This window comes from Pseudoalteromonas sp. SG43-3 (genome assembly GCF_014164385.1).
GTDB lineage: Bacteria > Pseudomonadota > Gammaproteobacteria > Enterobacterales > Alteromonadaceae > Pseudoalteromonas > Pseudoalteromonas distincta.
Window position 1 is genome coordinate 1 of record NZ_JACJFC010000003.1, and the last position, 14,621, is coordinate 14,621.

Genomic DNA, 14,621 nt, shown 5'->3' on the forward strand with positions numbered 1-14,621 from the left:
TAGTGAAACGAAACAGCGCCGATGATAGTGTAGCATTTGCTATGTGAAAGTAGGACATTACCAGGCTTCAAATTGTAGAGAGCCCGACTAGAAATAGTCGGGCTTTTTTACGTCTGCAGAAAAGTGATTTAGGTATTCCTCTAAGCGAAGCGCTTCTTGGCGAATAATTTGTATCAATCAGCAATAATATTTAATCAATTTGAGGGATTAAATCTGACCCTAACTGCGTTAAAAACCTCAAATATGAAACAACTGGATAACGAATTTTTGTCCTTCTTTTATCGACTCCGCTTAGTTATTGCTCTAATCTCAATTTATGATCTGTTCAATTATGTAGTTTATAAAATGTGACAGAGTTCGTTTAGGTAAAATTAGAATAATAAGGGCTTAATCATGAGTAAAGTTGAAAACCACCCGCATGGTGTTTTTTGTTGGTCAGAGCTTTGTACGCACAATTGGAAAGACGGTAAGGCGTTTTATACATCATTATTTGATTGGGGGCATGACGATCAACCTATTGGAGAGAACATATACTACACCATGCTACAAAAGCAAGGTGATGATATCGCTGCAATGTACGAAATGCCTAAAGAGCAAATTAGTGCAGGTATCCCAAGTCATTGGTTGGCTTACATTGCCGTCGATAATATTGATGATTGTGCGCTAAAAGCAAAAGAACTAGGTGCTGAGGTTATTGCCGGTCCTCATGATGTTATGAATGCAGGACGAATGTTGATGCTAAAAGATCCAGTAGGCGCAACTGTTGCACTATGGCAGGGGAATGAGCATAAAGGTTGTAAGCACTTAGGTGAATTAAATACGCCTTATTGGCATGAGTTAGCAACAAGAGATAGTAAAGTAAGTCGAGACTTTTACTGTGCTTTACTAGGCTGGGAAAGCGAAATAAAGCCTATGGAAGGGATGGACTACATTTTATTTTTAGTCGATGGACAACCAATTGCCGGTATGCTTGAAATGACAAGTGAATGGCCTGATGATACCCCTGCTCATTGGATGATTTATTTTGCAGTAGAGAGTTGCGATGTAATTGTTAGTAAAGCCGCTAGCTTAGGTGGACAAGTATGTGTTCCTGCAACAGATATCCCCGATGTTGGTCGTTTTAGTGTTATATGCGACCCTCAAGGTGCTGTATTTTCGGTGATCGAATCTGTTATGGATGACGTTTAAACACAGTTAAATTAGCTTTAGCGTTAATTTGCTCGCTAGTTTGATATAATACTCGTCAATTAAATCGTCAGAAAGTGCAGAGAACGCAATGGAATTTGAACAAGATAGTAATTTAACCCTCCCTTTATTTCTATTAGATGAATCATTAAGTAATAGAGACTTAGAGCAGCCTGATTTTGAAATATCAATTGGACTTGATGATGAGTTACTTGCTCAAATTTGCCAGAACCCAAGTGAAGATAGCAGTGTCGCTATTACTGTTAGCGGTTATGAGTTGCTTATAACTAATCCTCTGTACTTAGCTATATTAGATCAAGAGCACGATGCGCAGATAACATTAACGCATGGCCCTCTTTTAAGTATTGTTTTGAATACTGAAGGTCAGAATACATTCGTTTCTCCTCAAATGGATATGATGCCCACCTTTGATTTAGGTGATGAGGACGACGAATGAGAAAAATACTAATAAGTACGATAGTACTCATTATTTTAAGTGGTTGTGCATATTTGGGAAATGCTCACTACGATGATCTTTTTGGACCTGAACAAACACAAGAGAGAATGGTGCCTCATACAACAGGTGCTGGTGCTGATTTTTTACAAAATGTAAAACCTGTACTCGATACCCGCTGCGTAGTTTGTCATGGTTGTTACGATGCACCATGTCAACTGAAGCTCTCATCCCCTGAAGGTATTGACCGAGGTTTGAGTAAAGAGCTCGTTTACGATGGAACTCGTTTATTGGCAACAACCCCAAGCCGTTTATTATTTGATGCAACTAATACTCAGCAATGGCGAGAGAAAAACTTTACGCCAGTGCTAAATGAGCGCGTGCAAAGTGAAGAAGCTAACTTAGCGGGCAGTGTGTTATTTAATAGCTTAGTGCTAAAGCAAAGCCATGAATTGCCAGTAAATGAAGTGTTAGGTGATGAGTTTGACTTTTCGTTAGCGCGTTCGCAAACCTGCGCAACAATGGGTGAGTTCGATCGATTGGCAAGTGATCAACCTCATGGCGGCATGCCTTATGGTTTACCTGGTGTTTCGCGTGAAGAGTTTAATCACTTACAGAACTGGCTTAAAGGTGGTGGTAAAATGTCACATATTCAGCCACCAAGTAAATATGATCAGAATAAAATAGCGGGCTGGGAAGCATTTTTAAATCAAGATAGCTTAAAGTATCAGTTATCAGCACGGTATATTTATGAGCATTGGTTTTTAGCACATATTTATTTTACTTCAGAAAACCCACAAAGCTTTTTCAAATTAGTTCGCTCAAGTACGCCTCCTGGTGAGGAAATAAAGTTAATTAACACGCGCCGCCCATACGATGACCCTAAAGTTAGCCGTGTTTATTATCGTTTTATGCAAGAACGTACAACCATACTTTCTAAAACACATTTACCACTTGAGCTTAATGAAGCTAAATTACTGCGTTTATATGAGCAGTTTATTGCGCCAGATTATACGGTTACGAAAATGCCTAGTTATGAGGCTAAGGCAGCATCTAACCCTTTTAAAACTTTCGAAGTTATTCCAATTAATTCTAAGTATCAATTTATGCTTGATGAGGCAGAGTTAATTATTATGGGCTTTATAAAAGGGCCTGTTTGTCGTGGTCAGATTGCTTTAAATGTTATAAACGATCATTTTTGGGTGGCTTTTGCTGATCCTAATAAAGTAGCGACTCCGGCTGTAGGGGAAATGCTAATGCAACATGAAGAGGCATTAGAACTTCCTGCCGCTGAGGAGAGTAATGCCTTACCCATTTCTAGCTGGGTTAAATATTCAGTTCGCGAGAAAAAGTATTTACAGGCGAAAGTAGAGTTGGCTAACAAAATGTTCAAAGGTGGTGAGCACCTTACAACAGACTTACTTTGGAAAGGTGATGAGCATAATAAAAATGCGGCACTAACTATTTTCCGCCATTTTGATAGTGCAACTGTAGTTAAAGGTTTTATTGGTCAAGAGCCTAAAACCACCTGGATATTAGATTATGCTTTGTTTGAGCGTATTCACTATTTGCTTGTAGCAGGCTTTGATGTGTACGGAAATATAGGCCACCAATTAGTGACACGCCTATATATGGATTTTTTACGTTTAGAGGGAGAGCAAAACTTTTTAGCATTGTTACCTGAGGCTAAGCGTAATCAAATCAAAAAGCAGTGGTATCGTAATTCACCACCTGACTTATCTAAGTTCTTTAAAAATAACCGAGAATTTAGTCAGCCAAGCGGTATTAACTATAAAACTGATGATCCACAGCATGAGCTATATACTTTGATGAAAGAAGCCTTAGCGCCAGTTTTAAGTGAAAGATACAACTACACTGAAGTACCAAAGCCGTTAAATGTAGTAAGTTCTATGCCAGCAAAAGCGGTAAACTTGTTACCTCAGCTTTCTTTTGTACTTGTAAAGCAAAAAGATAATAGTCATAAGGGCTACACTATTATTCATCATAATGCGCACTACAATATTTCTAGTTTACTAAACGAGGATGGTCAACGTGCTTATGATGAAGATACCGCAACGATTGTTCCTGGCTTTATCGGTGATTACCCAGCAGCTATTTGGTATTTAAATAACGAGCAGCAAGTAAATGCTTTTGCCGAGCAATTGCCTATGATGCAAATAGAAGCCGATTATGGTGCTTTGAAATCTAAGTTTGGTATTCGACGTACTCATCCACAGTTTTGGCAATACAGCGATATATTGCACGATACAGCTAAAAAGTATCGTGGGATAGAATATGGAATGTTCGATTATAATCGATTAGAGAATCGCTAATATAATTTTACTACAATGGCCCAGCTTGATGCTGGGCTTTTTTATTGGGTATTAATAATTCGCTTAATTATTTTGACTGATTCTTCGTTTTAAAAAATTAGTCTACACTTATATAAAAAAACTGGTATATACATGTTCAATATTATTAAAAGCGTGAGAACACGTTACCGATGGGCACTAATTGCAATAGCGCTATTAATAAGTGGCTCTGCTTTATTAATGCAGCATAGTTTTTCTGTTCAAAAGTTTGATGCAAAAATTATTAACATCGCTGGTAGCCAGCGCATGCTCTCACAGAAAATTGCTTGGCACAGTAATGCTATGCTTAACATCAGTAATTACTCGCCAGCTCATACTGAGTCACTTGAGAAGTCCCTCAATACATTTAAAAAGTCCCATCAAACATTATTAACTAAAAACTCTGATGACGAATACATTTACTTAAATCCAGCGTTAGTAGACTTATATTTTGGTGAAACGATAGGGTTAGATAAAGCGGTATTTGACTATATAGAACAAACAGAGCGGCTTTTGTATCAGCAAGGAGAGATAAACCACTCAGTATTTTCTATTAAGCATGTTGAAACGTTATTAACAAAGCTTGATAAGGCAGTGAGCTTATTTGAATCTCAAGCTGTTAAAAAAGTAAATTGGGTCGCCAACCTAGAGATACTATGCTGGTTATTGACAATGACATTATTACTTATTGAGTTAAGATTTGTTTTTATACCAATGGAAAAAGAGGTTTCAGACACGCTTTTAGAGCTACAAAAACAAAAAGATTTTGTTTATCAAACAAGTCAAAATAAAGAACATTTTATTGCCAGAGCTAGTCACGAATTCAGAACACCTTTGCAGGGACTTATTACGTCTATTGAGGAGCTAGAGGTTTCTGATAAACAGCAAAGCGTTAAAACCCAAGCTAACTATTGCGCGCTTAGGTTAATAGCCATATTAGATGAATTACAAGACTTGCAGGCTTTAAGTGCAGGTAAATGGGTACCGCATTTAAATGATGAAAACCTTTTAGAGTCGTGTAATAAAGTAGTAATAGCTTACAAGCATGCGTGTAAGCAAAAAGGCCTAAAACTAGTTAGCTCTTTAGATGAATCGTTAAATTGTGTATGTAAACTGGATCATCAACGTTTGCAGCACACACTTACAGAGTTAATTAGTAACGCTATTAAGTTTACACAAAAAGGTGAAATTACTGTTTCAGCTAAGCTTTTAAATGATGAATTTCATTTAACGGTGAGTGACACTGGCAGTGGCTTTTCGAAGAAGATTACCAGTCTTGAATTTGACTCATTTAAACAAACCAATCACTTTCAAGGGTTAAGAACTGGCCTAACCCGGGTTCAATACGTTGTAAAAGCACTGCATGGTGAAATTACTTTTACAAATAATAAAACTCATGGTGCTTTGGTGTCTTTGTATTTACCAGTGACTATAAGTAAAGCCCTCCCAACACCTCTTAAAGTAAACGACAAGCTAACGTGTTTAGTCGTTGAAGATAACCCATTAAACACTATGTTATTAACCCGCATACTTAGCTTATTAGGTTTAAGCTATGATTGCGCTGAAAATGGTAAAGTCGCGTGTGATATGGTGAGTGAAAATCAGTACGATATTGTTTTTATGGACCTAAACATGCCAGTAATGGATGGGTTTGAGGCTATTAAAAAAATACGTTCCGATCTTAATAAAGTAATGCCAATTATTGTTATAACAGCAAATACCTCACAAAATGATATAGAGCGAGTTTATGAATACGGAGCTAACCTCCATATTCATAAGCCAATAAGCCAGCAAGCAATTAAAGACGCATTAAATAGTATTAGCGTTGTTAGTGAAATAAATTAATTTTGCAGATAACAAGCTTGCTAAGCACTTTTAATATACGTTAACTTGCTGTTTTAAGGTTTATTAGGAAAAGTTAGTGCAGTCAATTACGCTTGAGCAATTTAATGGTTACTTACAAGGGCAAGGTAAAAGCCGTTACGATATATGCAACCTAGATTGGCAAGTAAACCTAGGAGAACATTGGTTACTTTTAGGTGCTAATGGAGCTGGTAAATCTGCACTGACAGCTGCGTTAATCGGTGAGGCTAAGTGCGAAAGTGGTAAGCGTATAAGTAGTATTAATAAGCTTATGCTCGTGTCTTCAGATTCGCATAAACAGTTACTAGCTCAAGAATTAGAGCATGATAAGCACACCCTCGTTAAAGACCTTGTTTTTACAGGGCATAGTAATAATGATGAGTTATTAGCGCAGCTAATAGAGTTATTTAAATTTAGCTCATTACTAAATAGGCATTTTAGAGACCTTTCAACGGGTGAAACTCGTAAACTCCTACTTATAAAAGCACTCAGCTCCCATAGTGAGTTAGTCGTGCTTGATGAGCCATTTCATGGACTCGACGTACAATCTTGCCAGCAGCTTAATAGAATACTCATAGAACTTAGCCAAACTATTACTTTTGTTTTTGTACTAAACCGCCTAGACGAAATTCCTTCATTCATTACTCACTATGGCTATGTAAACCAAGGTTGCTTGTTACATACTTTGGCAAAGCCAGGCAGTGAGCAATTGAGTGATTTACTAAAACTACTTCATTTAGAACATACCTCATTGGATGTGCCATCTCCTGATACCGAACAAGAGCAAAAGGCATTCACCGGTAATACCTTAGTTAAATTGAGTAATGCTAAAGTTAGTTACAGTGATGTAAGCATATTCAAAAATCTCAATTGGACTATAGAAAAGCATCAGCATTGGCAGCTCAGTGGAGCGAACGGTTCAGGCAAAACATGCTTATTAAATTTAATAACAGGTGATAACCCACAGTGTTATAACAATGACATTGAAGTGTTCGGTTTTAAACGTGGGACAGGGGAGAGTATTTGGGATATAAAACAGCATATTGGTTTTATATCTAACGCGCTACATATGGATTACCGCGTAAGTATATCGGCTTTAAATACTGTTATTTCAGGTTTTTACGACAGCATAGGTTTATATCAAAAACCGAGCGACGCACAAATTAATATTGCTCAACAGTGGCTGGCATTTATTGGTTTAAGTGACAAGCAAAGCACCTCATTCACTCAGCTATCGTACGGCGATCAGCGTATGTTATTAATTGTGCGGGCTATGGTAAAACATCCAACGTTACTTATTTTAGATGAACCTTGCTTGGGCTTAGATGAAGCAAACAGGCAGCGTGTACTGTTACTAATAGAGAAAATTTGTGCTGCCAATACAAGTACTGTGATTTATGTAAATCATCATGCGGCAGACAAAATTAAAGGAATAGAAAATTACTTAAAAATGGAAGACTTTCATTAAAAGCTTAGAGAAAGGTTGAGCGAGAATTCACTCAACCCATTTTTATTTTAAAGACGAGTAACGCTAAAACCTTTATCTCGAAGCTGTTTAAGTAACCCGTGTTTTTCAGGTAAGTGCAGAGCACCTACAGCAATAAATAGCTGCTCGTTTGCTAAACGCGGTGTGAGTTGTTTAACCCAATTATTATTGCGGTTAGTTAGCATTACTTGCTCGCTAATTTCACCGTAATTACTGTCATCAAAACTCATGTTGTAGTAATCGGTTAGTGTATCCATGTCACCGCTTTTCCAGGCATTAACTAACTTGATAAAGTAAGTATTAATATCGGCTAGTTGCTCAAAAGTTTCTTCAATCATTTCATTGCTTAATAGCGCCATACCATCAAACATTTGTAGTTGTTGTTCTAGGGTTTCAAGCTCGCCAATTTTAATATTATGCTCTTTAGCATAACTAAGTACTTGCTTGTCTATGCCGGTTTTATCTGAATATCCTGCATTTTGAAATTCAATTTGCATCATAGTCACCATAACGGCCCAAGGCTTTAAGCCATTAAACATAGCAATATCAATCGACTTTTTAGCAAAGTAATCTTTTAACTTGGTATAATTTTGCTTTGAAAGCTCAGTTTGTAATGTTTTACCGTCACTTAGCATCATAAATGGCATTGAACGCTGCTGCATTTCAAGTGGAGTAAGTTTGCTTATATCAACTTCAACAATCACTTCTTTGCTTGCACTAATTGCATCGGTTACATTTTTAGGTAAGCCTTTCATGCTGGCATCACCAACGTGTACGGTGCCAAATAAGTAAGAGCTAACGCCATTTTTTTCTATTTTATATAAGGCAGGAGCAGCGTAGCTGTTAAGGCTAAATGTTATAAGTAATGCCACAATAAAAAAGTGGCTAATACGGGTAAGAGCATTCATGGTTTGTCCTTAAAATCTCAAAATTAGTAGTGTAAATACTAACCTAAATTTACTTCAGAGGTAACGTTAATATAAACGTTAGCGTATTGTTTTCGGTATTACTGGCCTTAATAGTAAAGCCATTTAAGTTACATAAGCTCTGTACAATAGATAATCCTAAACCATGGCGCTGATTATTAGTTCTAGATGAATCTAGCTGATAGAGCGGGTCAAAAATAGCAGTTAGCTGTTCACCACTTAGTGGTTTATTTACTTTGTTACTAACAGAGATGCTCATGTTTATGCTGTTATTTACGGCAGTTAATTTAATTGGCGCCTTAGGGAGTCCATAAAATAGTGCGTTATCGATTAAGTTACACAAAATGGTATTTAAACTAAATTCGTCAACATTAAGCGTAAGTTCGCCACTTATTTCGTTATTTAAACGCGTTTTGATACTTGGATGCTTAAAGGTCAGCTCATCAATAATTTGATTTACTAAGTTATTTAGCATGATATTTTGTGCATTTAATTGCATTGCACTGCTACTTGAGCGCTGCAACAGTAATAGGTTACTAACAATTGTTTTCATGCGCTGTGAAATATTAAGTACATCACTGGTATAGGTGTCGCTAATACGTTTATCGTCAGGGTAGCGAATAGCCACTTCTGAAAGGCTTATGAGTTCAGCTATAGGGGTTTTAAGCTCGTGTGCAATGTCGCTTGTTAGGCGTTTTTCATTACTATAGAGTTGCTGATTAACGGTAATAAACTTATTTAGCTCGTTACGTATAGGTTCTATTTCTTCCACTTTAAAGTCGCTTTCTATTGTTTGCGCAACACCGGTAATATCGAGTAACTTAATTTGATCGTTTAAGTTGTGTAGTGGGTGCAGGCCTTTATTTACAATACGTGTCACTAAATAGCGCACACCAAACACACCAAGTACACAGGTTAAAATAAAGACCACATCAATAATAATCAGTACTTTATTAAGTTCGGCTGTCGGCGCTGCGATTGCAAGCGTCATGGTATTAAAAACAGCAGAGTGGGTGGGATTTCTATCATCTTTTTGGGCTACAAAGTGACTTATAAGTGCGCGGCCATCACGTCCGTTAGGAAGCTCGTAATCTATAATTTTAGATTCGTTTATCGGCATTTCTAAAAAAGGCAGGTTAGCATTTTCATAAAGCGCTAATGAGTCCGAGCGCTCAAACACATCACGGCCATGCCATAATTGGTAAAACTCCGTGGCATCGGCTGCTTCATACTCCGACATAAACTCACCAGCAAAATCAAATTCAACCACGTTGTTGTCATCTTCAACTAAGGTTTTTAAGTAGTTAGCTTTGTTAGTTAAAGACTGATTGAACTGATCTTCCACCCAAGTATCAACACTTAAATCAACGGTTAAAAATATGGTGAACAAAATAACCGAGATAACGGCGCTAATATTATTAACGAGTTTACGTTTTATTGAGTGATTTTTATTTTGTTGTTGCGACATAACCAAATCCACGTTTGTTTTTTATCGGGAGCTCGCCATCAAACTGTCTTACTTTTTTACGTATGGTTGAGATGTGTGCTTCAAGCGCATTCTTAGAGAGCATATCAAACTGACCTACCACCGCTTCACTTATAAGTTCAAGCCCCAATACTCGCTCTGGGGCGTTAAATAAGCATTCTATTATTTTGTATTCATTACGCGTGAGCTCAATGGCATGTTGCTTGTAGTGAAGAGTTTTAAGGGAGAGATCTAATACGCAATCACCTACGGTAAGGGTATTTTGTTGATTTTGCAGTGAACCACGACGAAGTAATGCAAGGACACGAGCATGGAGTTCTTCAAACGAAAATGGCTTAGTTAAATAATCGTCAGCGCCTTTCATAAGGCCGTTAATTTTATCTTGAGGCTCACTTCGTGCCGATAAAATTAGCACACGGCTTTGGCTATTACTGCTGCGCAGTGCTTGTAAAATACTCATGCCATCAACGCTCGGTAGCATTAAATCAAGTACGAGGAGGTCGTAGTTTCCACTCAGTGCCATACTCAACCCTTCTGAGCCATCACCAGTTTCATCTACGGTAAAACCAAGGTTGCTAAGGCCAACTTGCAAGCTGCGTCTTAGTGCTTCAGAGTCTTCAATAACGAGGATTTTCATGTTTACTCGGTTTATAAAAATAGCCTTGTTACTTTAACAAGGCTTTATTATCAAGTCACTTGGTTAATGATACCAACCATTTGTATAAGCTAGATTACCTAAGTTCGCGTGGGCTAGGGCTTTTTTAACTAGTTGCTCATCGTTTTCACATGGTACAAGCTGGTTATTGCTATACGTATAGGTGGTTGCTGGTTTTTGTGGTTGTAACACCACCACTTTATTATCGTGCATGTAGGCAAAGTTTTTGTCGTATTGCATCATTGCGCGTTGTTTGTTGTCGCTAATTTTTTTTGATAAATCATGACCTATCATTGGGTGCTTACCACTTGCGCCAATTAAAGACAGTAGAGTAACAGGAATATCGAGCTGACTGGCTAGTTGGCTATCTCGTTTATGGGTAATACCTTTTCCAAAAATAACGGCCGGAATTTTAAAGTGATCAACCGGTACTAAATTTGAACCCGATACGCGCGAGTCGTGATCGGCAATAACTATAAATACAGTATCATCCCAGTAGCTCGATTTTTTAGCTTTTTCGATAAAGGTGCCTAGTGCGTAATCGGCATACTTGGCAGCATTATTACGGGTTTGTTTTTGTTTATCGTACAGCGTTATTTTATCGTCAGGAAAGTCATACGGGCTATGATTAGAGCTTGAAAATATAAGGCTAAAAAAGGGTTTGTTTTGATTTTTAAGCTTAGTAAGTTCTATGTCAGCTTGGTCGTACAAGTCTTCGTCTGATGCGCCCCACGAGCCATTAAAGTCTATTTTTTTAAAGTTATTTGTATCTACGATACTTTTAAAACCGTTGCCTAAAAAGAAGCTGCGCATGTTATCAAAATGGCTTTCGCCACCATAAATGAACTGCGTGTTGTAATTTTGCTTCGCTAAAAAATCAGCAATGGTAAAAAAGTCACGTTGTGATTTATCAAGTTTAACAACTGCACGCGAAGGCGTTGGTGTAAATCCTGTAATTACCGCCTCAATTCCACGTACTGAACGTGTACCCGTGGCGTATAAATTATCAAACCCCCAGCCTTGTTTATAAAGGGCGTCTATATTAGGTGTAAGCGGTAAACCGCCAAGCGTGCCTACATAACGAGCACCTAAACTTTCTTGTAAAATAATGACTAAATTTTTGGGTTTACCTGTATTACTTGCGCGATGAAACGTTTTTGTAGGGGCGGTTACATCACTAAATGTGCCTTGCGTATTTTGCATGTTACTACGCACAATACTAAGTAATTCATCGGTGGGCATTTTACCGTAATAGTCTTGGCTCGATTGCTCATTAGAAAGTTGCTTAACTGCAAACGCGACGCTATAAAGTGAGTTAAGGGTTAAGTCGTTAAGTAAGTGATCAGTAGAAAACGAGACCATGGCGGGGTTAAGTGGTCTGTGTCCTAATGAGTTGCGGGCGCCAAAAATAGTTAAGCATACTAAAACAAGTGCTAAAATTGATTGATTTAAACCTGTTATTGATGACTTGCTTTGCCATTGATTGCTAAATACTTTACTTGCAAATTTAAAGCTTAAAATAAGTGCTATAACAGCAATAAATACTTCTAACTTATAGCCTGAAAAAATCATTTTTGAGACTTCTTTAGGATAAATTAAATATTCTATAAATAAGCGGTTTGGGCGTAAATCGTACTCGTTTATAAACGTAGGCGTAATCACTTCAAAAAAAACAAGTAAAGCAGACATCGTCACTAAATAAATTTTAATGAGGCCGCGTACTTTATTTTGCCACCCTACGCTTTGCATCAGTAAAGTAAGTAGTAATGCGGGCATAATAATGTAGCTTAGAGTGGCTATATCAACTCTTAAACCACCTATAAATATAGATAACCACGCATGCGATCCAAATACACGCTCCCCTTGCCATACACTTAATCCAAAGCGAGCAAGTGTTAAAAAGCTAAGTGCCAAAACAGCAAATACAACAAAAATCCATACAGGGCCAAGTGCATTTTGTATTTTAGGTATAAAAGTTAGCTTTATGCCCATAACACAGCCCACCAAATAAGAGCGGCAATTAGCATAGCTATAAACACGCTTGCAGAGGCTATATCTTTAGCTAGCCCCGAAAGCTCATGGTATTCACTGCCAATTCTATCAACTACAACCTCAACTGCTGTATTTACTAGCTCAGCAAACAATACAAAAAGCAGGCTAGCTATAAGCAGTAATTTATCCCTTAGTGCAATTTCTTGTAGCCACACAAACACACCGAGTAATGAAAACAGTGCTAGCTCTTGTTGAAACGCCGCTTCAAATCGACTCATCCATTTTAAGCCGTTAAAAGAATGGCTTAAGGTAAAAATAAGGCGCATTAAGCCTTGGCGTTTTATAACGGTTTTATTACTCATAGTTTTATTTCGCTTGGTGTTGTTTGGCAGCTAGCAAGTAAATCGAGCGATGCCTGATACGTTTTGCTTTTAATGCCAATTAAATTTAAAAGGGTGTGAAAAATATTGTTGTGTGAGCGTGCAGCAGTAGTGTCTAAATTAGCTAAACAGGTATTAGTAATGCGCTGATTATGCTCATCAGCCCATATATAAAGAGGAACGTGCGTTTGTGTGCTAGGTGCAAAGCTATACGGAAAACCATGTAAATAAGCACCGGCTTCGCCAAGTGATTCACCATGATCAGAGACATATAAAAACTGCTTATCTATGTTGTTTGGCAGCGCTTTTAATTGCTCAATTACCTGGGCGTTAACAAAGTCGCTGTACGCAATTGTGTTGTCGTAGGTATTAACTAATTCATCGAGTGAGCAGTTTTGAATGTCGCTTCTGTCGCACGTGGGCGTAAATTGCTTAAATTTTTCTGGGTAGCGTTTAAAGTAGGTTGGTCCGTGTGAGCCCATCATGTGTAGGACGATAACGGTATTAGCTTGGTTTAAATTAGCGAGTTTGCGCTTAAGTGGAGCAAGCAGTGCTTCATCAAAACAATATTTTCCATCGCAAAGCGCTGATGGGGTGGTTGGGATATCAATGTTAACAACACGGGTGCATACGTTTTTACAGCCGCTGTTGTTATCAACCCACAGTACGTCGCTGCCAGCTTGTTGTGCTAAGTCAACCAGATTTTGTTGGTTGTCGGCTGCTAATCGATCAAAGTTATCTTGTGTTTGCAGTGAAAACATACACGGCACAGACACTGCAGTAGCGGTGCCACAAGACGCCACATTATTAAAATACGTCACATTATGCTTTTGTGTATAAGGGTTGGTGTTGCGCTTATAACCTTGATAAGCAAAGTTTTCTGCTCGTGCGGTTTCGCCAACAACCATAACAGTTACGCTGGTGGTGTTAGGCGTAATGAGAGTGGGTGTTGTATCTATATTTTTAAATTCCATATTGGTATACAGCAGCTGATCGCGCATATATTTATAACCGCTAGAGAGATACTGAAATGGGATGAGTTCTTTTTTCAAAATGCGGTTATTGCGGCCAGTGGCTGCGTAGTCGGCGTAAAAGTTTACGACCACTAAAGCAATTAATGAGCAGCACGCTACAATAAGTTTTATACGACTAATCGCTTCTTGGTGAGGACGGGTAAAGTGTATTTTTACTTTGCTTAATATAAAAACAGGTAGCGCACAAAACAGTAGTAGAAAGCCTATGAGCTGCGGATTTAAATAGCTCAGCGCTTCGCTTGAATCTGTTTCGAACGTGTTTTGAATCATTGAATAGTCAAACACGACGCCGTAATTTAATGAGCCGTAAAGTACGGCACTCGAAATTATCAGTAAAAGGTAGTTAATTGGTTTTAGTAACCACCTGACCGACACTATTGAAAAGAAAATAATTAAAAGGCATAACAAAAGCAGTGGCACTGAAAGTAAAAATAGCCATGAAAAAGATGCAAGGGAGGTGATGGCGCTAAACGAACCTTGAATAAAAGGAATGTTTATAACTAAACAGTAATAACAGGCAATCATCACTACAAAGGCATTTGCACTACAGTGAATGTAAAACCGCTTACTACGATTTGGCTTTTTTTGTGCTGGTGTTTGGCTAGTTATGTTCATATTTAGGCTCGTTTAAAATAACAACGCCATGCTATGCAACAACACTTAAGAGTCGCTTAAGAGAACCTACGCATTACCTGAAGGAGATAAATAATTTTATTTATAAAAATATTCTCAAAAATTAATCAAACCTTAAATAAGGGATATAAGAATAGTGAATTTCTGAGATTAAAATTAGAGCATAAAAAAACCAC

11 protein-coding genes are annotated in these 14,621 nt (G+C 37.8%); 5 read left to right on the top strand and 6 right to left on the bottom strand.

Annotated elements, in window-relative coordinates:
- Positions 1-393: 393 nt before the first annotated feature.
- The 5 genes from H5157_RS03385 to H5157_RS03405 all read left to right on the top strand — a co-directional run bounded on the left by H5157_RS03385 (position 394) and on the right by H5157_RS03405 (position 7,321).
- The gene (locus H5157_RS03385) at positions 394-1,188 is read left to right on the top strand and encodes a VOC family protein (protein ID WP_096792329.1); all 795 of its coding nucleotides are present in this window, start codon (positions 394-396) and stop codon (positions 1,186-1,188) included.
- Between the two features lie 88 nt (positions 1,189-1,276).
- Positions 1,277-1,642 carry a hypothetical protein gene (locus H5157_RS03390; protein ID WP_002959878.1) on the top strand — a complete coding sequence of 122 codons (366 nt, stop codon included), beginning with the start codon at positions 1,277-1,279 and terminating at the stop codon, positions 1,640-1,642.
- Positions 1,639-3,972: a fatty acid cis/trans isomerase gene (locus H5157_RS03395; protein WP_182724140.1), complete on the top strand. Its 2,334-nt coding sequence runs from the start codon at positions 1,639-1,641 to the stop codon at positions 3,970-3,972. Before H5157_RS03390 ends, H5157_RS03395 begins: the two co-directional genes overlap by 4 nt.
- Before the next feature lie 132 nt (positions 3,973-4,104).
- A complete protein-coding gene (locus H5157_RS03400) occupies positions 4,105-5,835 on the top strand; it encodes a response regulator (RefSeq protein WP_182724141.1) in 1,731 nt (576 codons plus the stop codon).
- A 76-nt stretch (positions 5,836-5,911) separates the two neighbouring features.
- A complete protein-coding gene (locus H5157_RS03405; RefSeq protein WP_182724142.1) occupies positions 5,912-7,321 on the top strand; it encodes an ATP-binding cassette domain-containing protein in 1,410 nt (469 codons plus the stop codon).
- 47 nt (positions 7,322-7,368) lie between these two features.
- Here the strand turns inward: H5157_RS03405 and H5157_RS03410 are convergent, their stop codons facing one another.
- From H5157_RS03410 to H5157_RS03435, 6 genes are all read right to left on the bottom strand, one after another.
- Positions 7,369-8,247 carry a TraB/GumN family protein gene (locus H5157_RS03410; RefSeq protein ID WP_033038531.1) on the bottom strand — a complete coding sequence of 293 codons (879 nt, stop codon included), beginning with the start codon at positions 8,245-8,247 and terminating at the stop codon, positions 7,369-7,371.
- Positions 8,248-8,296: 49 nt separating this feature from the next.
- The gene (locus tag H5157_RS03415) at positions 8,297-9,733 is read right to left on the bottom strand and encodes a HAMP domain-containing sensor histidine kinase (protein ID WP_182724143.1); all 1,437 of its coding nucleotides are present in this window, start codon (positions 9,731-9,733) and stop codon (positions 8,297-8,299) included.
- Positions 9,714-10,388: a response regulator transcription factor gene (locus H5157_RS03420; protein WP_007377292.1), complete on the bottom strand. Its 675-nt coding sequence runs from the start codon at positions 10,386-10,388 to the stop codon at positions 9,714-9,716. The genes H5157_RS03415 and H5157_RS03420 overlap by 20 nt, the downstream gene beginning before the upstream one ends.
- Before the next feature lie 63 nt (positions 10,389-10,451).
- Positions 10,452-12,398: an LTA synthase family protein gene (locus H5157_RS03425; RefSeq protein WP_182724144.1), complete on the bottom strand. Its 1,947-nt coding sequence runs from the start codon at positions 12,396-12,398 to the stop codon at positions 10,452-10,454.
- On the bottom strand, positions 12,389-12,760 hold the full coding sequence (locus tag H5157_RS03430) for a diacylglycerol kinase (protein ID WP_007582120.1): 372 nt from the start codon (positions 12,758-12,760) through the stop codon (positions 12,389-12,391). Before H5157_RS03430 ends, H5157_RS03425 begins: the two co-directional genes overlap by 10 nt.
- Positions 12,757-14,427 carry a phosphoethanolamine transferase gene (locus H5157_RS03435; RefSeq protein WP_182724145.1) on the bottom strand — a complete coding sequence of 557 codons (1,671 nt, stop codon included), beginning with the start codon at positions 14,425-14,427 and terminating at the stop codon, positions 12,757-12,759. Before H5157_RS03435 ends, H5157_RS03430 begins: the two co-directional genes overlap by 4 nt.
- Positions 14,428-14,621 lie beyond the last annotated feature (194 nt).

Excerpts from the sequence above, each read along its gene's own strand:
- H5157_RS03385 (WP_096792329.1), top strand. The coding sequence starts at position 394 with ATGAGTAAAGTTGAAAACCACCCGCATGGTGTTTTTTGTTGGTCAGAG.
- H5157_RS03390 (WP_002959878.1), top strand. The coding sequence starts at position 1,277 with ATGGAATTTGAACAAGATAGTAATTTAACCCTCCCTTTATTTCTATTA.
- H5157_RS03395 (WP_182724140.1), top strand. The coding sequence starts at position 1,639 with ATGAGAAAAATACTAATAAGTACGATAGTACTCATTATTTTAAGTGGT.
- H5157_RS03400 (WP_182724141.1), top strand. The coding sequence starts at position 4,105 with ATGTTCAATATTATTAAAAGCGTGAGAACACGTTACCGATGGGCACTA.
- H5157_RS03410 (WP_033038531.1), bottom strand. The coding sequence starts at position 8,247 with ATGAATGCTCTTACCCGTATTAGCCACTTTTTTATTGTGGCATTACTT.
- H5157_RS03415 (WP_182724143.1), bottom strand. The coding sequence starts at position 9,733 with ATGTCGCAACAACAAAATAAAAATCACTCAATAAAACGTAAACTCGTT.
- H5157_RS03420 (WP_007377292.1), bottom strand. The coding sequence starts at position 10,388 with ATGAAAATCCTCGTTATTGAAGACTCTGAAGCACTAAGACGCAGCTTG.
- H5157_RS03425 (WP_182724144.1), bottom strand. The coding sequence starts at position 12,398 with ATGGGCATAAAGCTAACTTTTATACCTAAAATACAAAATGCACTTGGC.
- H5157_RS03430 (WP_007582120.1), bottom strand. The coding sequence starts at position 12,760 with ATGAGTAATAAAACCGTTATAAAACGCCAAGGCTTAATGCGCCTTATT.
- H5157_RS03435 (WP_182724145.1), bottom strand. The coding sequence starts at position 14,427 with ATGAACATAACTAGCCAAACACCAGCACAAAAAAAGCCAAATCGTAGT.